Origin of the sequence: Oceanobacillus sp. E9 (assembly GCF_001741975.1) — a bacterium.
GTDB lineage: Bacteria > Bacillota > Bacilli > Bacillales > Amphibacillaceae > Oceanobacillus > Oceanobacillus kimchii.
Window position 1 is genome coordinate 68,045 of record NZ_LSNA01000011.1, and the last position, 20,853, is coordinate 88,897.

The following is a 20,853-nucleotide window of genomic DNA, read 5'->3' on the forward strand; positions in this document are numbered from 1 at the left end:
AATTGACACAAAAAAAATTTACTCTGCTTTTTTAGAAAGACAATAATCACATTCTAGTGATGTTTGCTTTGCATCCATCGGAATACCACAATCAGGACACAGCACCTGTTTTTCAGACATTTGAAAACCTCCTTTTATATAACAGTTTAATAATTTATAATTTTGTTATAATACAGTTTATAAAAATATTTTCTATTTTGCAACACTTTTTTGAAAAAAATTTGAAATTTACTCAATAAGGGTGGAAAATAGAAATATTACTTGAATCAATCTCATAAATAACATGGGGCATAACACTAATGAAATTGACTCACTTAGGTAAAGAATGGAGATTTTATAATCGTGAAACTTCGGTCATTTATTGGTAGCAGAGTAATTAAAACTGGTATAGCTGTTCTTTTAACAGCTTATATTTGCAAATGGATTGGATGGTCTCCTGTATTCGCTGTTATCACTGCCATTGTAACCATTGAACCCACCGTTTCTGATTCTATACGAAAAGGGTTGATACGATTTCCTGCTTCTGCAATTGGAGCAGCATATGCAGTATTATTTATTGCTTTGTTTGGAAATTCACCGGTGACATACGCTCTATCTGCAGTTTTCACAATCTCTACCTGCTTTCGTCTTAAATTACATGATGGATTGTTAGTTGCCACGATTACTTCTGTTGCAATGGTAGATGTTATTCATAGTAATTATTTGATGGAATTTTTTATTAGACTATTTACAACAACAATCGGTTTATCTGTATCTACATTAGTAAATATGTTTTTACTTCCACCTGATTATCAAAAAAACATTCAATCTAAAGTAACATCCATTGCTCAAGAATTAGGTGTATTAACAAAAGATATATATCACTGCCATTTACTTACAGATGAAAAAAGTAACGAGAGTAAATATTTAAATAGGTTATTGGAATTAGATAAAATAATAATTAGAGCTGAAATTTTAAGTAGGTATCAAACAAATGATACAAAATATCATTTCACCGAATATAATCAAGAAAAATTTAAAGATTTAAAAACACAGTTACATTTTTTAAGAATTATGCATTATCATATAACGAATGTTATTGACCATCCTAAAGGTCGAATAAACGTAAATGAGAATGAAAAAAATGAACTAATGATTGTATCCTCCTATATTGCACAAGTATTAAAAAAAGAGATTGCTTTTAATAGCAATGATATACAAGATAAAAGAACCCGGTTGAATAAATTATTTTGGAAAGAAAAACATAGAACGCATGAACTGAGCAAAGATATGTTAAATAAACTCCCATTCGAGTTAGTAATGCTTTATGAATTAATTTCTATATTAGAACTAACGGAAGATTATTATATGACAGAGGAACTAAATGAAGAAAACGTCAACCTAAACTAGCGCTGACGTTTTCTTCTAATAAAGATAATAGTAATTACTACAAGTACTAAAATAATAACAATATATACAAATCTTGAATATCCATGCATAAATCCTAATATCTGCTGCCAGTTTTCTCCTAAAATAACACCAAAACTAATTAATATAACATTCCATAAAATTGTACCAACGGTAGTTAGTAAAATAAAAACAGGGAAATTCATCCTCGTCATACCAGCTGGAATAGATATAAGACTTCTTATTACCGGTACCATTCTACAGAAAAAGACCGTCCAATAACCACGCTGATGAAACCAATTATCTGCTCGCTGTACATCTGACTTTTTCAAGCGAATCCAATGCCCATAACGATCTATTATTCTCTCTAATCGAGGTATGTCTAAAACTGTTCCAATACAATAAAGAATCATAGAACCTATTACAGATCCCAAGGTAGCAACAGTTACAACACCTATTACCGTTAGATTTGTATAGGTTGTTAAAAATCCACCAAATGGTAATACAATTTCTGATGGAATAGGTGGAAAAATATTTTCTAATGCCATCATTAAAAAAATCCCTAGGTAACCTAGCTGTTCCATAATAGCCGTAACCCAATCATTCATCTTTCTGCTCTCCTTTATAGCTTGTCCATGTAGTCCATTATATGTCTTCGATAAAAGACGTATGCTATAAACGGAATCTGACGTAGATGCTCAAACTAAAGGAATATGTTAGCTATTCGTTCATATGATTTTTTCCTATCCTGATAATTTGAAGTAATCGTAAGTATCATAAATTCATCACATTGATATAACTGTTGTAATGTTTGTAGTTGTTCTTTTACTTGTACAGGATTACCAATTATCATATTAGAGAACATATCATTATTTTGATTATCTACTTCAATTGATGTAGCTTTTTGATTCCACGTAGATGCTTCCTTAGCTATTTGTAAAGCTTCTTCTTCAGTTTCCCCACAAATGACGGACACAGCAACAATTATAGACTTTTTATTCTCTGTTAAATCTTGATACTTTCTTATGATTTTAGGACCATCACTATCCGTCATAAAGTGTCCAAACACATAAGCAAGATTTTTTTCTGCTGCAAGAACCGCACTTTTTTCACTCGTTCCTAATAGCCAAGGGTGTGGGGGTTCAATTGTCCGGGGCGAAATATCTATTTTTGCATATAAATGGTCTTCTGGAAAATCATCGTACAAAAAATGTAATAATTCATCAATTAAAGTAGGCATATCGTTGACTTTACTCAAAAAATCCCCAGCAAGCGCAATAGATGCTTCTGCTGATCCACCAGGGGCACGTCCAATTCCTAAATCAACTCGTCCCGGAAACATGGAAGCTAACATATGGTATCTTTCAGCAACAGGAAAAGCACGATAATTTGGTAACAGAACTGCTCCAGCACCAATTCGTATTGTTGACGTCTGGCTACCAATTATAGCTAGTAAAATATCTGGTGAAGGGCTTGCTAATTGTGGCATACCATGATGCTCTGCAATCCAATAACGATGATATCCCTTACCCTCAGCTAATTTAGCTAATTTAATTGTCTCCTCCAACGCTTGTTTTGAGCTAGCGCCTTCTAAAACTGGAGACTGATCTAAAATACTAAGCTTCATCTTTATTTTCTTCCTTCCATACAAGATTATCTACCATTTTTTCAGCTGCTTTCCGAAAGAAGTTACTCATCCCTGTGAAACTTAAAATAAGTAATACTTGTTGTAAATAATCTGCTTCAGATACTTCTTTATTATTAATTTCTTCACCAACTGAATTTTGTTGACTTGATATAAATTCTTCAAATAACTCTACATTTTTTTCCATTAATCGTAGATAACTCCCATAAAATTCTCCCAGTTGAATGTCTCCTTCTGAAACTTGATGATTAATACCTTTTAATGTTTTACCAACATCACTTATCGATAGAGCACTTTTCATTTGATAAATCATCGCAATCAATAGTATATGATCTTTGGAGTACTTTTTATTTTTAATTGGGAATAACAACTTTCCTTTAGCGTAATTATTAATCATTGTTTTCGTCAGAACTTTTTCATCATCATTCCGCTTTGATGAACTAAACTTGCTTTCAAAAAGTTGAATAACTTGATCCATATATAAATCAATATTTGGAATTTCTTCTAGCGATAATTGGTTAGATAATGTTAAGTCCTCTAATTGCTTATAAATATCCATTATTATTCTCCTCATTTTGATTTGATACATATTATACTTTCAAAACACGGATATGTAAATATTGACTACATCACGAAATATATGTATTATCATTATATAGTTTTAAAAACTACATAAAGGAATGAAGGTGTTAAAATGAATAAATATATTAGAGAACCTATGAATGCTTTTACACATTTTATTGGCATTGTCTTATCAATCATTGGACTAGTTTTTCTTGTCGTTAAATCAGCACAAATAAGTGCATCTGCTCAAACAATTACTGCAGTTACTATATTTGGAGTCAGTTTAATCCTCTTATATACAGCATCTACAGTTTATCATTCCATCATCGCACAACCACCAGTTATTGCTTTTTTGCGTAAGTTGGATCATTCGATGATATATGTTCTAATCGCAGGTACATATATCCCTTTTTGTTTGATTAGTCTTAAGGGAACAATCGGCTGGGTCTTATTTGCAATTATTACTGGTCTTGCGTTGCTTGGAGTTTCCTTTAAACTTATATGGTTCCACTCCCCTAGATGGTTATCTACGCTGCTATACGTATTAATGGGTTGGATAGTTATCTTATATAGTGGATCTTTAGCTCCTGAGATTGGGTTGCAAGGAATGTTCCTGTTGATTTTAGGGGGGATTTTGTATACTGTTGGCGCAGTTATTTATTGGTTAAAACCAGACTTTTTACGTTTCCGTTATTTCGGTTTTCATGAGATCTTTCACATTTTTATTTTACTTGGAAGCATTTCTCATTATCTATGTATCTATGTTTATGTATTAATTTAAATGAGCAATGACGTATCCATTTTACGGGTGGCTGATGGGCCTTCTCTTTCAATTTTTGAGCTTGGCATCATCTAGCCATACGCGCCCGTAAAATTTACTTTTTATATTAATCTAGACTCAACCATTTAAATCTATACTATCTATATCTTTACATTTCAATCATTTCTGTTTGAATATAATGATAGATTAATTTTTCTGTGTGAATTAACGAAGATTCATGTGTTCGTTCAAAAGCGTGAGATGCATCAATCCCAGGTCCAATTAGTCCATGTATAATATCGTTGCCTGATTGGATAGCTGCTGAAGCATCTGACTGGTAATAAGGGTATATATCTAATTTATAGCCAATATCATGTTGTTTTGCTATATTCACCAGATGTTTACGAAGACCATAATGGTACGGACCTGATGAGTCCTTAACACAAATAGAAACTGTATATTCATCTGTTGATTGGCCATCACCAATTGCTCCCATATCGACAGCTAAATATTCCACTGTTTCAGGAGTAATGTTTGAATTTCCCCCATAACCTATTTCTTCATTATTTGAGAATAAAAAATGAGTTGTATGAGGTAGTTTTATATTTTCTTCTTGGATTTGTTTTATCACTTGTAATAATATACCTATACTTGCTTTATCATCTAAATGTCTAGACTTAATAAAACCATTATCAGTTATCTCTACTCGAGGCTCAAATGATATAAAGTCTCCTACTTCTATTCCTAGCGCTCGTGTATCATTGGCATTATGTACTTCTGCATCAATTCGTATTTCGATATTCTCTTCACTTCTATCTAATGAAGCTGCTTTATGGTAAACATGAACTGCGGTTTGATGCATTAAAATCGTACCTGTAATAGTATTGTCATTAGACATATGAATAGTACAGTATTCTCCTTCAATATAATTAAATGGAAAACCACCAATTCGTTGAATCTTTAAACGCCCGTTATCTTTTATTTCCTTAACCATTGCCCCAAGCGTATCGACATGCGCTGTTAAAAAGCGATGTTTACTATCATTTTCTCCTTTGACAGTGGCAATTAGACCTCCTTTATGATTTCGTTTTGTTTCCACTCCTAACTGTTTTAAGTGATTTTCTACAAAGGATATCGCATTCGTTGTATAACCAGTTGGACTTGGGATTTTTACTAATTGTTCAATTAGTGCTTTTGTTGCTTGAGCGTTTGGATAACTTTTCATTCAAAACACACTCCTTATGTAATCATCTTCACTTAGTTTAACTCAATAATCCTAAATATCATAGTTTTCACACATTAGTATCGTCACGAAAGTGTCATTAGTTTAGAGGTTATATAAGTTGTTTCTGTATGAATTATTTAGTAATCTGTTAACGACATAAAATTTAGGAGGTTATTCTTATGAAAAAAATATCCACGCTACTGTTTGTAGCCACTTTATTCCTTTTTAGTGCACATACTGTATTTGCACATACACATTTGGATTCTTCAAATCCAGAAGATGGTTCAACACTTACAGAGGCAATAGATACAATACAGTTATACTTCGATACTGTTATTGAGCAAAACGCATCATTACAAATTGAGAATAGTGAAGGAGATACGTTTGAAGCCACTGATATTTCCATAACTGATGGTGAGCTTGTTGCAACATTAGAAGAAGATCTAGCTAATGGTTCTTACACAGTGACTTGGGATATTATTGGTGTAGATGGTCATGCAATGCAGGACTCGATCTCATTTGAAATTGATGCTGATGAAGAAGTAGAAGAATCTTCAGAAGAAGATATCGAAGAATCGAATGCTACTGAAGAAGATGAATCAATGACTGAAAATAATCAATCTGAATCGGACGATTCAACTACAGCAGATGAAACTAATGAAGAAACTGCTACAGATTCAAGCTCTAACACCATGATTATTACAATTCTTCTTGTAGCAATTATCGCTATTCTTGCAATTGTATTAATAAGAAAGAAAAAATAAGCTATGTTTTTCTTCACAATATGGAGTGAGACGTTACTTTATTTATGTTTCTCTTTCCTTGCGGGAGCATTTATTCTAAGATGGATTCCCACTAATTCTAAACCAACTATTAAAATATCTACCTCTTTACAATTATTTACGGTATTTAGTATTGCATTATTATCTTTTATTCCTCTGATACAATTAATTATACATGTCGCAGGAATGGAAGGGATTGGATCTGCTGTTGAATCTATTCTACTCACTTTCCGAATCGGAAATGCTTGGCTGTTTACATTTATTATTTGTATAGTGACGGCATTTTATATAACAATTTTTGGGAATGATCATCGGCAAATTTTCATTATAGGAGAGCTATTTCTTCTTTTTCTTCTTACTATTGGAATTGCCTGGTCAAGTCATGCTGGAAGCATAGAAGGAGTTTATGGTATAGCAATCCACACTATGCATGTATTAGCAGTTTCTGTATGGTCAGGGATATTGTTAATAGTAGGTTGGTTCTCATCGAATTCATCGAATTGGCTAGCCTTTCTAAGGTGGTTTCATCCAACTGCAATTGGTTGTTTTCTATTAATTATCGTAAGTGGCATATTATTAATGAACGTCACTACAGCTGGAGCGGATTATACAGATACCTTTTTAGTCTCCTATGGGCAAAGCTTGTTACTCAAGCATTTATTTATTATTCCATTAATTTTATATGCATTGATTAATGGTTTTTGGATGAAACAAAGGATAAAAAAAGATCCCACATATAACCCAAAGCCATGGGTGCGTGTGGAATTCTTTATTATTACTATCATTTTCATTATAACTGGTGCTCTTAATGAACAATCCCCACCGATGAACCTTGAGACTCTCATAGAACATGGAGGATATGCACCATTGTTAAATATGTTTTATAATGGTTCGTTAGAAGGTAGTAAGGTTGCTCTGATTGCTACGGATTCCGGTTTATTCTTTGCAGTAATAGCTTTGATATGCCTTATTGGAAGTTTATATATTTATAGAATGAAAAAAAATGCAACACTTTCGTTCTTAGTATCCGTTATTTTTGTCGTATTGGCTTACTTTGCTATTATCCAAAGCATTGTGATTAGTTAATTACATTACTAAAAAAAGGAGATTGGACAAAAATCCGATCTCCTTTTTTGTACGTTATCTTATAGTTACTTTTACAGTTTTAACTCCCCAGCTACGAGCAGCATTTTTATCAGAAATAAACACATCAATTTTCTTCCCTTTAATGGCACTACCAGTGTCTGCTGCAATAGCAACACCGTATCCTTCTACTTCAACAATACTACCAAGTGGTATAACTTCAGGATCTACAGCAATGACTTTCATATTCGGATTTTTTTTCAAATCAATACCATTATATGAAGTCTTACCCGAACATCCTTTACAGTCTGCTGTATAAGCGGTTGATGTTACTGTAAATGTCTTTTCATCATTATTGGATGTTGGCTTTTCTTCCTTAGCTTTATCATTTGAACTATTACTTTTGTCTTCTTTTTTAGATGTAGAAGTATTTAACACTTCACGCTTAGGTGCTTCTTTCTTTGCTGCTTGTGCTTTCTTTTCAGCCTCTTTTGCAGCAATTGCTTTAGCTCTTGCTTCCTCTTCTTTTTGAATGTCGGTTTGGATATTATTTTCTAGATATGCTAATTCACTATCCGACATTTCTAGTTCTTCCACCATTGCTTGAAGACTGTTTTTCTTATCTTCTAGTTCAGATTGCTGATCCTTTTGTACAACAAGCTTCTCTTCAACTTCTACCTTCATTTGATCTTGTTCATCTTTTAATTCATTTAAATCATTTAACTTTACTACAATTTGTTGCTTATTTTCTTCTAATTGCTTCATGTCTAACTCTTGTTGCTCAATCAATGCAGCATCAGAATCTGTAATTTTATTTACCGCACTTACACGATTAACAAAATCATGAAAGCTTTGAGAACCAAATATCACTTCTAAATATGTGATATCTCCACCAGTCTGTTGCACAGATACTAAACGATCTTTTAATATGTCAAATCGTTCTTCGATTTTTTTCTCTAATTCTTTAATTTCTACTTCTAAATCAGATATATCATTCATTGTGTCATTCATTTTTTGTTCCGTATCATCGATAAGTGCTTCTTTTTCTGCTAATTCTACTTGTAGACTATCAATTTCATTATATAATACATTTAATTCTTCTACAGCGTCCATAACCTTTTGTTGTGAGTCAGACAATTCTTCTTGAATCTTACTTCTTTCATCTTTAACTTCTTTTAAATCCTCTTTGGAATTTGCATAAACAGGATTTTGAAAGATAGATACTATGAAAGTAAGTATAACCACAATTGATAGCAATCTGAGTGATTTTTTCATTATTAAGCTCCCCCTTTGCTTTCTTGGTCTATCTCGAAAAATTGAGTGTACAAATCATTTATGTATTTCTAAATTTTTCATGTTCATCCTAAAATTAGAACATATGCAGTGTAACATCTAGAGATTTCAATGGCATTATCATAGTATTACATTTATGTATCATGTATTGAATAATTAAAATATAACGAATATATAGTCAAGAATAATAGCTGGTAGATCTCAAAAAAAAGAACTATCTCTATGTATAAGAAATAGTTCAATTATTGTTTGAGTCGATTTAAAAATACTAATTTCAATTTAAATAAGTAGTTATATACTACATGTTCATATTATAGAAACAACTTAACTCTAATTGTAATGAAAGATGAAGAACTCCTCTTCAGAATAGCTCGAGCTTGAGGTCCACTTGAAAAGTGTTCTTTTTTTCAAGTTAGCTATAAAACCGATGCCTCTAAAAAGTTCCCCGTTTGTGGATTTCAAACAACATATACACTATGGAACATGATAAAGATATATTTCCCATGGAGATTCTTCTTGTTCAAACCGCTTTTCAAGTACTAGATTAATTTCTTCGGCATTATCAATAGGTACGGCTGAGAGTATATACTCTCCACCTAAGTTCTTTAAAGCTTCTGTGTTAATATCTAATTGTTGAATAGGCTCATTTTTATCTTTTGTAAACATATAATTTTCACCATGATCTGCTACATACATATACAATCTCCCTCCCCAAGTGTCAAAGTAATTCTTTAAGGAAGGATTTTTATCTAGTTCACCAGCTATAATTTCTCGGAATTCATGCTTATATTCTAAAGGAAAGCTATTGTTATATGTGTCCAACGTGTAAAATCCATTATATTGTGCAATTGTTGGATGCATTCCGATACTAACAACGCGATAACTAGATGGATCCTTACCGATGTATTGTTGAATTTCTGTAAACAATTCTTCCGAATAAAAGTCGTTAAATGTTGGAGTTCCAACCTCTCCATATTTTATATCTTCAGTTAACACAAATAAATAAAGACTTTGGGCAATTAATACGAGAATAACGAGATATTTACCTAGCTTTGCATATTTCCAAATAACCGCTAAAGCAACCGCAAATGCGATATACCAAATGGTAGGATCGAGAAAATGGATTCTTGCAAAGTTAAATGTATTAACGATCGATATCTCATCTTTTATTACACGCCATCCTTCCCAATACCAAAATGCATACCAAAAAGAAAGGACTAAATTACTTAAAAATAGCGTTATTAATAATTTGGGCTGAATTTTCTTATATATGGCCAGAAATAAAGCAAAAAGAATGATTGGAACAATAATATAAGCTTGATGTGCTTCATCATGAGTATGTCCATATAAGAAATTTTCCCACGCTAATTCATAACTTCGCTCAAACGAATTATACCCTAAGTCAAGCTCTTCTCGATGAGTAGTAAAATTTGAGTCAAAAAACATCGATGTTATTAATAAGTAGTTCTTCACAAGATACATCGATGTCATTAAACATATTGCTTTAAAAAAACTCCAATTCCATTCTTTTTGTCGAATATAATCAATCAGCCATAATACAACCATTAATCCTACGAAAAATACAAAACTTAAAATAAAATTCGAAAAGAACGGTATTATCACTAATAATATCCAAGCATGTTTCGGTGCTTCGGATTTATATTTTCGAATGTTTAAAAATACATATAAAGCTAAGGGAATACCTGCAATGGATAAAGCTCCTGATGGCCAATAAGGTAACATTGCAAATGCAAGTGATACACCAACGGTAATCCACGGAGTAGTATCTTTTGCTAATACAAACCGTGTTAATAGTAGATACATCCCAAAATAAGCTGCCAGTCGCATAATTGTTTGGCTGATCGTATATGCAGTCATCGGTTCAAATAATACATACAGCCAAACGACAGCATCAAATGGTGACGGTAAAGCGCTGCGGGGCAAACCATCGATTGCGTATGGGAGCATCACATCTTTTAATGTAAATATTTGTCCGCTTTCGGCTAAAACTTTATACCATACAACGTTTGAATCCATATTATCATGTATTCGTATATGTGTATTTTCACCATTAATAAAATAAGGTGAAAGATACACGATAATAATTAATACACCAAGCCATAACCATTTATGCTGAATAAAATTGTTGAATAGTTTGTATGACATATGCGACATCCTTTTTCGTTATTCCGTAATAAAGTGGTAAGCGTAGAAGTCTGCTACTATGAGAAGTTGTATAAACATCTTCACCTGAAAAAGATCCATAGTATTTGCCAGCTTCAGATTGGTGTAATGGAACATAATGGGTTACAGCCATAATTTCTTGTTCCTTTAAGTATTTGATAAGTTCATTTCTTTCTTCTTCTGTTCTTGTTTTAATGTAGAACATATGAGCGTTGTGCTTATATCCAGTCGGTATGGTTGGTAAATCTAGAATTCCCTTCTCTTCTAATGGTTTTAATCCTTTCTGATACAAATACCAAGCAGCAAGACGGTCTTGATTAATAACTTCTGCTTGGTCCAATTGAACAGATAAGTATGCCGCATTTAATTCACTCGTTAAATAAGAAGATCCAATATCTCGCCATGTATATTTATCGACTTCCCCACGAACAAATTTAGAACGATCGGTTCCTTTTTCTTGTATTATCTCTGCACGCTCTACAAAAGCTTCATCATTTATGATAAGTGCTCCGCCTTCTCCACATGTATAATTTTTTGTATCGTGAAAACTAAATGTTCCTAAATGACCAATAGTTCCTAATGGACGGCCATTATATTGACTTTTTAAACCTTGTGCAGCGTCTTCGATCACCCATAATTGATGTTCGTTAGCCAATTTCATGATAGGAACCATATCACAAGCAACACCCGCATAATGTACTACTACGATCGCTTTGGTTCGGTGACTTATTGCTGCTTTAATCGCTTTAGGATCAATATTCATTGTCGTTGGTTCTACATCAACAAAACGGATATGTGCGCCTCGCAATGCAAATGCATTGGCAGTAGACACAAATGTGTAAGATGGCATAATAACTTCGTCTCCCTCTGACACATTTGTCAAAATAGCAGACATCTCTAATGCCGCCGTACAAGATGGGGTTAATATTGCTTTTTTTGCGTCTAAATGATTCTCCAACCATGTAGTACAATATCTACTAAAACGGCCATTCCCAGATAATTTTTGTTCTTTAATTGCCTCAGCAATTGTTTCTTCTTCTCGACCTATATGACAAGGTACATTAAATGGTATCAACTGATCACCTCATTACTATAATTCCTAGTATAATTAATCCAAATCCAACCATTTTTTGTGTACTGATTGGTTCTCCAAAAAATATTGCCGATAGTATAAAAACAAGCACAAATGATAGACTCATAAAAGGATATGCATAACTGATATCAAATTTCGTCATGGCAGCCATCCAACTCAATGCTGCAAGAAAGGCTGCTACAAAACCGGATAAAATCCAAGGATTCCATATCATTTGTACTAGAAATAAAAATTTATCCATCAAACCAGCAGGAAGTTCTCCTTGTTTATCCATCGTCCATTTAATAATTAATTGACCATATACTGTGAAAACAATGGTCCCAATAATATATGCATATGCCATAGTTATTCCCTTTCCTCAATCGTTCCATTTAGTTTGTGATATACATCAATAGCTGGACCAAGACGAAACCCTAAACCAAGAAATACATTTAAGGATGCCGGATTACTAGGAGATATTGATGTTTTCAGTTCGGTATGTCCGGTTCTCTCGAACTGTTCTTTTACACACGCCCCCGCAAAAGCAGTTGCCATTCCTTTTCCTCTGTAGTCCTCATGCATAGCTAACAACAATATTTGATCATCTTTATAAGCAAAGAAGCCCGCAATTTCCCCATTTTGTTTGTATGCTAAAATTAAACGTTGATTAATTAAATCTTTAACCCAATTACGGTATCTTTTATCTGCCATGTTATTTGGTATATTAAAATCACGATGGTATCTGCCACCTTGAAACGCTTCTTCTGCAATATTTAGTATTTCGTCTTTATCAAAGTTCTCTGTAAATGAAGCCTCTTTTGCTCTCTCGAACAAAAAACGATCCTTTTTACAAAATGGTGCAATCAATGTATCAGCATAATAGAATCCATAATCATGTAATAGCTTCGTATTTTCGAACACTCCCACCTTCACGGTAAAATGCCCTTTTACTTGATCCGTTTCTCTTAACGCTGCTTCACTATACTCAGATAGTTGATATGTTTCAACCGGGAAATTGCGTTGATCCCAAGGTGTAGGCTCTAAGTAAGATTTAATCATCTAATCAACCCCATTTTCTTGTTTTTCTCCTATCACATTCCGAACAGTATAAATCGGTCGGTTCTTTGTTTCATTAAAAATTTTACCTAAATACAAACCAATAATTCCAAATTGGAAAAATATTAAACCACCAATAAAGAAAATAGATACCATTACACTCGTCCATCCTTGTACATGTTCATCTAAAAAGAAATATCTTCCAAATAAATAAACTGCATACACAAAAGAGACCAGCGACATCAAAAAACCAAAACTAATCGAAATACGAAGTGGCTTATTCGATTGAGAAACAATAGCATCGGTAGCTAACGAAACTAGTTTTTTAAAATCATAAGATGATTTCCCTTCTTTACGTTGATCATGTTGAACTGGAATTTTAGTCTGCTTGAATCCCAACCACTTGATAAACATCGGATAATATCTATTTTGCTCACTCATTTTCCGATAACTACTTGCAACTTTTGCAGAGATAATACTATAGTTGGCAATGGAAGCATCACTCTCTTGTCCAGCGAAATAATCATATATTTTATAAAAAAGTTTGGAAGAAAGTCGCTTCATCGATTTATCTTGACGTTTAACTCGCTGAGCGAATACAACATCATATCCTTCCATTGCCTTTTCAAATAATACCTTAATTTCCTCTGGTCGATCTTGAAGATCGCAATCCATGACCACAACCCAATCTCCTTGAGCATAGTCTAACCCTGCAGTTATCGCATGATGTTGCCCAAAGTTTCTAGCTAAATCGATACCTTTAATTCTATTATCCTGTTCATGCAAATTTGCAATTACTTCCCACGCTTGGTCTGGACTTGCGTCGTTGACGAGTATTATTTCATATCGAGCTGGAATGGACTGTATCGTCTCTTTAATTCGACTACATAATTCAACAAGGCAGGTTTTGCAACCATAAACAGGAACAACAACTGAAATCAATGGTTCATTTTTGTAATAGATTCCCATTTTCGTATATACCACTCTATTGTTTGTTTCAGTCCATTATCTAATGATTGTTTTGGTTCCCATTGTAGTTCATTTCTTAATTTGCGATCATCAATTGCATATCGTAAGTCATGTCCTTTACGATCTTCGACAAAGGTAATCAAATCTTGAAACTTCTCTATTTCATATTTTGATAACAAGTCCGGACGTAAATCATTTAAGATTTCACAAATCTGATTTGTAATTTCAAGGTTAGTTCTTTCGTTTCTACCACCAATGTTATATGTCTCTTGAGATTTCCCAAAATGATATACTGTATCAATTGCTCGACAATGATCGTCCACATATAACCAATCACGAACATTTTTACCGTCACCATAAATCGGAATTCCTTTTCCATTTAACGCTTTTTCAATAATTGTAGGGAGTAACTTCTCTTCATGCTGCCGAGGACCATAGTTATTTGAACTAGAAGATAAAATCACATTCATACCATACGTATATCCGAAACTTTTCACCATCAGATTCGCACCAGCTTTTGATGCACTATATGGATTTCTAGGATCATAAGGAGTTTCTTCAGTAAACATCCCTTCTTCTCCAAGTGACCCATATACTTCGTCAGTTGATATATGATGAAATCGTCTGCCCTCTAGTTCCCCTTTTTCTTCCCAATCATTACGTGCAGCTTGTAATAAATTCAGTGTACCTACAACATTCGTATCTACAAAAGAACGTGCATCTTTGATAGACCGGTCAACATGTGATTCAGCCGCAAAATGGATTACTCCATGGATATCAAAGTTTTGAAATACTTGCTGCACAACCTGATCATCTGCAATATCACCTTCTACAAAATGATAGTTAGCGTTCGAATCTATTCCCTTGAGGTTTTGAAGAGACCCTGCGTAGGTTAATTTATCTATATTTACAATTGGAACTTCCGGATATATATCCATAAAGTAATGGATAAAATTTGACCCAATAAATCCAGCTCCACCTGTTATTAAAATCGCTGACTTATTCATTTTCTACCAGTCCTAACATTGGATGATGATCAATCGAATCCCAATATTGCTGATGGTGCTTTCTTTCAGCAATTTCCATCAGGTATTGTCCGTAATCATTTTTTTCCATTGTTTTGCCTCTTTCATATAATGCTTCTTTAGAAATATATCCAAGGTAAAATGCGATTTCTTCCAAACATGCAATTTTAAAACCTTGACGTTGTTGTGTTGTTTTTATAAATTCCGCTGCATCAAATAGTGATTCTTGCGTGCCCGCATCCATCCATGCAAATCCTCTTCCTAACAACTCTACATCTAGTTGATTGCACCTCAGATACTCTTTGTTAACATCCGTAATCTCTAATTCTCCTCTGTCAGAGGGCTCTAAATTCTTCGCAATGTTAACAGCTCGATAATCATACATGTATAACCCAGTTACGGCAAAATCAGATTTGGGATCTTCTGGCTTTTCTTCAATAGAAATTGCTTTTTGGTTATGATCAAATTCAACAACTCCGAATCTCTCCGGATCTTTAACCCGGTAACCAAATACCATGGCATGTTGATGTTTTTTAATCGCTTTTCTTAATAAAGTTGTAAACCCTTGACCGTAAAATATATTATCTGCAAGCATCAGTGTGACATCATCTGTACCAATAAAATCTTCTGCAATTATGAGAGCTTCCGGAATTCCTTTTGGTTCTTCCTGCACTCGATAAGTTATAGTAATTCCTAAATGTGAACCATCGCCCAGTAACCTCTCAAAACGAGATGTATCTTCTGGTGTACTGATTATCATTATTTCTTTTAAACCACCTAGCATTAATACTGATAGTGGATAATAAATCATCGGCTTGTCATAAACCGGGAGTAAATGCTTATTTAAGCTATCCGTACTTGGAGACAATCGAGATCCGCTTCCACCTGCAAGTAAAATCCCCTTCATTACCAACACACCTTCCATATCGTAATAGCGTTTAAAGCCTGTTTTATTGCTATCTTGAAATAAATTTTCCTATTCACTTGTTCATTCCCTTTAATTATAAGTTTATAAACTTACATTCTTATTTCAAATATATTTCAACTTGATTATCGTTTACTCTATTAATCATTTGGCTTTAGACAATAATAAAATCATAGACATATCCACAGTTTTTATACTCAAAAACAATAAAAAAGCATGAAGGTAGTCTATACCGTCATGCTTTGTCTAATAATTATTCTCCTGTTTTAGCAAACACTTTTATGCGATCGCCAATTTTATCACGAACCTGTTGGAAAACAGCCCATTTTTCTTCTTGAGTACCTTGCACTTTTGCAGGATCCTCAAATCCCCAATGATCTCTTGTTACTTGTGGAGGAGTCATTGGACATTTATCCTTCGCATCTCCGCATAGGGTAACAACAAGGTCCGCTTTATTTAAAATATCCTTATCAATTTGATCAGAAGTTTGATTTGTAATATCGATATCCACTTCTTTCATTGCTTTTACAGCACTCGGATTAAGTCCATGTGCTTCAATTCCTGCACTATATACATCCCATTCCTCACTTAGTATTTTCTTTGCCCATCCTTCTGCCATTTGACTGCGACATGAATTTCCTGTGCATAAAAAATAAATAATTTTATTCGCCATAATAAAAACTCCTTTATTTTAATTTATAATCATTAACCAGATAAACAATCCTACAAGTGTCATAAATAGAACGGGTATCGTTATTACAATTCCAGTTTTAAAATAAGTTCCCCATGAGATTTTAACTCCTTTTTGCGTTAGCACATGAAGCCATAATAATGTAGCTAAAGAACCGATTGGTGTGATTTTTGGACCTAGGTCCGCACCAACAACATTAGCATAGATTAAAGCTTCGCGTACTATTCCAGTTGTTGAAGTTTCAGCAATTGCAAGAGCGTCAATCATCACGGTAGGCATATTGTTCATAATAGAGGATAAAAATGCAGCAATAAAGCCCATTCCGATAGTTGCTGCAAACATCCCTTGATTTGCAACAACTTGTATCACGTCAGCCAAGACATCCGTTAATCCAACATTTCGTAGTCCATAAACTACTACATACATGCCAATGGAGAAAAAGACAATATTCCATGGTGCTCCCTTTATCACCGCCATCGTATTGACAGCCTGACTATACTTCGCAACAACTAAAAATATAATGGCAATCACACCAGCTATAAATGATACTGGAATACCAACAAACTCACTAACTAAATACCCGATTAATAATAGTCCTAATACAAACCATGATAATCGAAACATGCGATAGTCTTTAATCGCCTTACGTGGTTCTTTCAATTTGGAATAATCATAGGTCCTAGGAATTCGTTTTCGAAAATAAACGAAAAGTACAATAATACTAGAAACAAGTGCAACAATTGTTGGTACAATCATATGTGTGGCGTATTCAATAAATCCGATTCCAAAAAAGTCAGCTGACACAATATTCACTAAGTTACTTACTATTAAAGGAAGTGAAGTTGTATCTGCAATAAAACCACTCGCGATTATAAATGGAAATACTATTTTTTCATCAAAATCTAGAGATCGCACCATTGCTAATACAATTGGTGTTAAAATTAATGCTGCCCCATCGTTTGCAAAAAATGCAGCAACAAAAGAACCAAGCACACATACATAAACAAACATTAGAATGCCATTTCCTTTTGCAAGACGTGACATATGTAGTGCAGACCATTCAAAAAATCCAATATCATCTAATATTAATGAGATTAAAATAATAGCAATAAAAGTAAGAGTTGCATTCCAAACAATCCCTGTTACATCCCATACATCACTAAAGCTAACAACACCAAAAAGTAATGCTACAATTGCTCCCCCACAAGCTGACCACCCAATATTTAAATTCTTTGGTTGCCATATCACTAATATGAGCGTGAGTAAAAATATAACTGATGCAATAATCACTGATGACAATCTAAATTCCTCCCTAACATTCCAGTGGCTTTTCTTTTGTGATTACATTTTTTACTTTTGTATTTTCTGGATTAATTGTTTTAAGAATCTGCTGAACCATTGAATAATAAGGAGATTGTTTGTTCATTGTAAAATACCTCCATTGGCCTTTTCTTGTTTCCGTAATTAATTCTATCTGTTTTAATTTACGTATGTGCTGACTAATTGCCGGCTGACTTATTTCAAACATCTCAACAAATTCACATACGCAGTATGTTTTACTTTGTAAGAAATATGCTATTAAAATTCGAGTAGGATCACTCATTACCTTTAGTAACTTTGTTAATTCTTGAACTTCGAATGTAGTTTCGGTATGAACCATGGTTATCTCCTCCTCGAGTGATTATATAACCACTTGCTTATATAAGTCAATGTTTATATAAAGTAGAGTTTTAGCTTTTTTTGTGGATCAATCCCGCTGGTTGATCAAGAATTCAAATATAATGATGAAAATAGGTGGCATGATGAGTGACCATTTTTTCTATTCCTCAGGATTTTTGGGCACTCATCCACTCTATGAGTGACCATTTTTTCTATTCCTCAAGATTTTTGGGCACTCATCCACTCTATGAGTGACCATTTTTTCTGCTCCTCAGGATTTTTGGGCACTCATCCACTCTATGAGTGACCATTTTTTCTATTCCTCAGGATTTTTGGGCACTCATTAATTTTTTCTTATTAAAGTTCAAGAATATCGTTTAGTTGGTAAATTAGATTTTTTAATTAATCATACTCATCGACTAATTTTGGAAAGAAGCTGCAACATAAAAAAGCCATCAACCAAATGGAAGATGACTTTAAACAAGCATAGTTATTAGAATTTAAATCAAAATAACAAAAGTGTTACCACGACTTTATAAATAATATCACACCAATATTAGTTATGTATTGGTGGAGACGGAGGGAGTCGATTGGACGAGTTTTCAATATGTCTAAAAATGTTCAAAAATGCTGATATATAAACATTTACACCATAAAGGAAAAATGAGGAATAAACATATATTTTTATTAAATGTATACCGTTTTGTATTCCATTAAAAAGAGAGGGTAATCCCTCTCTTTCTTTTTATTATTCTATTCCTGGATGGACATAATAATCATCTGCTACTTCTGAAAAATTATCTATATTGAAGTTTTCCCAAGTTATTTTGTCGTTCGTTTCTTGACTTATCATGATTTGCAATGCATCTTGTTCTGACTCTTTTCCGTATTTGTCTACAAAAGTTTGCTGTATATTGATTGACGCTTCTTTAGTTTGTTCTTCTTCAAAAAGAATTGGGAAAACATCCTGTGCATTGTATAGCATTAATTTTAAAGTACCCTCATCATCAAGACTTTGATCTCCTGCAAGAACAACTTCTATAACACCATCTTCATTTGAATAACTAATTAATCTTTCTTGGTCTTGGTTTGTTTTTTCTCCTAATTTTTCTATGATTTTTTCTTCTGCAGTTAGTTCATTGGGTTCTTCTGAACTTGCTTCTGGAGTTGTCGCTACTGCGATAATGGTTAGTACAAGTGATGCTAATGCAATCCATCCACCTCGATATTTTTTCTTCTTAATAAATCCTAATACAAATAACACCAATCCACTTAATATACCTACAATTCCAATTGCTCCTAAAAATCCACTCATATATATTAACCCCCATATCTTTTTACCTACATGTTACCATATATTTCATATTTGATGGACGACTTTTCACAAAGTTCTTTTAACTTTTTCTTTCTAATTTCTGATAATGTATACCATATTAATGTTGGTCTGTGGTTGTATTGTTGATGGATAATGTATGATAAGTCTTTGTATTTTTTAATCTTTTCTATATTTGTTGCCATAGTTTGCTGATTATCAATTTCTATAAAGTAAAACTCACCATTTCGTTTAAATGTTGCATCCGGTATTAGTTTTTTATCTCCCCAGGTAACAGGACGTTCTTTCCTCCAGTCTTTAGGCAATCCTAATTCAATGTAAAGATCATTTCTCATTAATGCGTGAGTAACCTCTTTCTTGCTTAAAATACCTTGTGCGGACCCGATTAATTGTTTACCTTTATTGGACAGATAGTATATTTTCTTTTCCAGTCGTGCAGATAGTAATAATTTATCTTTTTCCATCCTGGCAAGTATCCGTTGTGCATTACGATCACCACCAAGATTATTAATGATTTGTAATTGTTCTCTTGTGGCATATGTCAATTTATCCAAACTCAACAGTATCTGTTCGTCTCTCTGCTGTCTTTGTAGTTGAGCTAACATATTGCTTAAACCTCCCTTTTATTTCATCATCACTTACATATGGAACTTGTATTAATTGCTTATCATATGTTCGATAAATTGCTCTACCTTTAATATTTATATCCTGTGCGCCCTGTTCATCTATCGCCACACGACTAGCAACTTCTGTAGGTACACGAAAACTTATTTTACAGTCCGCATTTTGCTTTATTTGACGTGGTAAAGTATCTGCAGTTGGATATTGAGTAGCAAACACTAAACGATAACCTAACGCACCGGACACCCTTGCTATATTGGATAAAGCGTACTGACAATAATCTAGTTTTTTTCTTTCTTCTTTATCCATATATTTATGCGGTACAAGTTCAGCTCCTTCATCCACAATAATAAATTTTCTGCGCTTGATATAGGTATTCAATACATTGTTATATCCTTTTTGCTTGAAATGAGCCATATCTAATTCAATATCTACAGCTAAGTCCTTTAATAAGTCATAGGCTTGTAATGGACTACTCGCCACCTTTTTGACTTGCTTGTAATTATGCTGACTAAATTCCAGTCCTCCTTTAAGATCAATAATGTAAAACTCCACATCATCAGGATTAGAATAAATCAAA

General features: G+C 33.4%; 21 protein-coding genes and 1 pseudogene. 4 read left to right on the forward strand and 18 right to left on the reverse strand.

Translation table 11 applies throughout. From position 1 onward, the window contains the following. Window positions 1-342: 342 nt before the first annotated feature. The gene (locus AQ616_RS18785) at window positions 343-1,389 is read left to right on the forward strand and encodes an aromatic acid exporter family protein (protein ID WP_069686579.1); all 1,047 of its coding nucleotides are present in this window, start codon (window positions 343-345) and stop codon (window positions 1,387-1,389) included. Here the strand turns inward: AQ616_RS18785 and AQ616_RS18790 are convergent. The 3 genes from AQ616_RS18790 to AQ616_RS18800 form a co-directional block, all read right to left on the reverse strand. Then, entirely contained in the window at window positions 1,386-1,994 is a 609-nt protein-coding gene (locus tag AQ616_RS18790; RefSeq protein ID WP_017797523.1) for a DedA family protein, read from the reverse strand. The genes AQ616_RS18785 and AQ616_RS18790 overlap by 4 nt on opposite strands. A gap of 95 nt (window positions 1,995-2,089) precedes the next feature. Further along, on the reverse strand, window positions 2,090-3,013 hold the full coding sequence (locus AQ616_RS18795) for an MsnO8 family LLM class oxidoreductase (RefSeq protein ID WP_017797524.1): 924 nt from the start codon (window positions 3,011-3,013) through the stop codon (window positions 2,090-2,092). Next, entirely contained in the window at window positions 3,003-3,590 is a 588-nt protein-coding gene (locus AQ616_RS18800) for a DUF1836 domain-containing protein (protein WP_069686580.1), read from the reverse strand. Before AQ616_RS18800 ends, AQ616_RS18795 begins: the two co-directional genes overlap by 11 nt. A 135-nt stretch (window positions 3,591-3,725) precedes the next feature. Here AQ616_RS18800 and trhA point away from each other — a divergent pair, with 135 nt between their 5' ends. Beyond that, window positions 3,726-4,376 carry a PAQR family membrane homeostasis protein TrhA gene (trhA, locus tag AQ616_RS18805; protein WP_017797526.1) on the forward strand — a complete coding sequence of 217 codons (651 nt, stop codon included), beginning with the start codon at window positions 3,726-3,728 and terminating at the stop codon, window positions 4,374-4,376. Window positions 4,377-4,524: 148 nt separating this feature from the next. Here trhA and AQ616_RS18810 read toward each other — a convergent pair whose 3' ends face one another. Further along, window positions 4,525-5,580: a M42 family metallopeptidase gene (locus tag AQ616_RS18810; RefSeq protein ID WP_069686581.1), complete on the reverse strand. Its 1,056-nt coding sequence runs from the start codon at window positions 5,578-5,580 to the stop codon at window positions 4,525-4,527. A 179-nt stretch (window positions 5,581-5,759) separates the two neighbouring features. On the opposite strand from AQ616_RS18810, the gene AQ616_RS18815 reads away from it, so the two are divergent. Beyond that, window positions 5,760-6,344, forward strand: coding sequence for a copper resistance CopC family protein (locus tag AQ616_RS18815; protein ID WP_017797528.1), 585 nt, complete (start codon window positions 5,760-5,762; stop codon window positions 6,342-6,344). Window positions 6,345-6,347: 3 nt separating this feature from the next. After that, window positions 6,348-7,448 carry a copper resistance D family protein gene (locus tag AQ616_RS18820; RefSeq protein WP_069686582.1) on the forward strand — a complete coding sequence of 367 codons (1,101 nt, stop codon included), beginning with the start codon at window positions 6,348-6,350 and terminating at the stop codon, window positions 7,446-7,448. A gap of 54 nt (window positions 7,449-7,502) precedes the next feature. Here the strand turns inward: AQ616_RS18820 and AQ616_RS18825 are convergent, their stop codons facing one another. The 14 genes and pseudogenes from AQ616_RS18825 to AQ616_RS18890 all read right to left on the reverse strand — a co-directional run. Continuing rightward, entirely contained in the window at window positions 7,503-8,720 is a 1,218-nt protein-coding gene (locus tag AQ616_RS18825; protein ID WP_017797530.1) for a PcsB-like coiled-coil domain-containing protein, read from the reverse strand. A gap of 492 nt (window positions 8,721-9,212) precedes the next feature. Next, window positions 9,213-10,904 carry a DUF6044 family protein gene (locus AQ616_RS18830; protein WP_069686583.1) on the reverse strand — a complete coding sequence of 564 codons (1,692 nt, stop codon included), beginning with the start codon at window positions 10,902-10,904 and terminating at the stop codon, window positions 9,213-9,215. Continuing rightward, a complete protein-coding gene (gene rffA / locus AQ616_RS18835) occupies window positions 10,867-11,997 on the reverse strand; it encodes a dTDP-4-amino-4,6-dideoxygalactose transaminase (RefSeq protein WP_017797532.1) in 1,131 nt (376 codons plus the stop codon). The genes AQ616_RS18830 and rffA overlap by 38 nt, the downstream gene beginning before the upstream one ends. A gap of 4 nt (window positions 11,998-12,001) precedes the next feature. Continuing rightward, a complete protein-coding gene (locus AQ616_RS18840; protein WP_069686584.1) occupies window positions 12,002-12,358 on the reverse strand; it encodes an EamA family transporter in 357 nt (118 codons plus the stop codon). A 2-nt stretch (window positions 12,359-12,360) separates the two neighbouring features. After that, window positions 12,361-13,053 (reverse strand): GNAT family N-acetyltransferase, encoded by a 693-nt coding sequence (locus tag AQ616_RS18845; protein WP_069686585.1) that lies wholly within the window; start codon window positions 13,051-13,053, stop codon window positions 12,361-12,363. After that, window positions 13,054-14,019, reverse strand: coding sequence for a glycosyltransferase family 2 protein (locus AQ616_RS18850; protein ID WP_069686586.1), 966 nt, complete (start codon window positions 14,017-14,019; stop codon window positions 13,054-13,056). Further along, window positions 13,989-15,026 (reverse strand): dTDP-glucose 4,6-dehydratase, encoded by a 1,038-nt coding sequence (rfbB, locus tag AQ616_RS18855; protein ID WP_069686587.1) that lies wholly within the window; start codon window positions 15,024-15,026, stop codon window positions 13,989-13,991. Before rfbB ends, AQ616_RS18850 begins: the two co-directional genes overlap by 31 nt. Next, on the reverse strand, window positions 15,019-15,951 hold the full coding sequence (rfbA, locus tag AQ616_RS18860) for a glucose-1-phosphate thymidylyltransferase RfbA (protein WP_017797537.1): 933 nt from the start codon (window positions 15,949-15,951) through the stop codon (window positions 15,019-15,021). Before rfbA ends, rfbB begins: the two co-directional genes overlap by 8 nt. A 271-nt stretch (window positions 15,952-16,222) precedes the next feature. Continuing rightward, window positions 16,223-16,642, reverse strand: a complete 420-nt coding sequence (arsC, locus tag AQ616_RS18865) for an arsenate reductase (thioredoxin) (protein WP_069686588.1) — start codon at window positions 16,640-16,642, stop codon at window positions 16,223-16,225. 18 nt (window positions 16,643-16,660) lie between these two features. Continuing rightward, the gene (locus AQ616_RS18870) at window positions 16,661-17,959 is read right to left on the reverse strand and encodes an arsenic transporter (RefSeq protein ID WP_069686589.1); all 1,299 of its coding nucleotides are present in this window, start codon (window positions 17,957-17,959) and stop codon (window positions 16,661-16,663) included. Window positions 17,960-17,972: 13 nt separating this feature from the next. Next, window positions 17,973-18,320: a metalloregulator ArsR/SmtB family transcription factor gene (locus AQ616_RS18875; RefSeq protein WP_069686590.1), complete on the reverse strand. Its 348-nt coding sequence runs from the start codon at window positions 18,318-18,320 to the stop codon at window positions 17,973-17,975. A 747-nt stretch (window positions 18,321-19,067) separates the two neighbouring features. Beyond that, window positions 19,068-19,634 carry a DUF4190 domain-containing protein gene (locus AQ616_RS18880; protein ID WP_069686591.1) on the reverse strand — a complete coding sequence of 189 codons (567 nt, stop codon included), beginning with the start codon at window positions 19,632-19,634 and terminating at the stop codon, window positions 19,068-19,070. A gap of 26 nt (window positions 19,635-19,660) precedes the next feature. Then, window positions 19,661-20,257, reverse strand: coding sequence for a replication-relaxation family protein (locus AQ616_RS18885; RefSeq protein ID WP_069686592.1), 597 nt, complete (start codon window positions 20,255-20,257; stop codon window positions 19,661-19,663). Then, window positions 20,199-20,853, reverse strand: a pseudogene (locus AQ616_RS18890) (FtsK/SpoIIIE domain-containing protein); the annotation flags it as partial. The gene AQ616_RS18885 and the pseudogene AQ616_RS18890, both read right to left, overlap by 59 nt.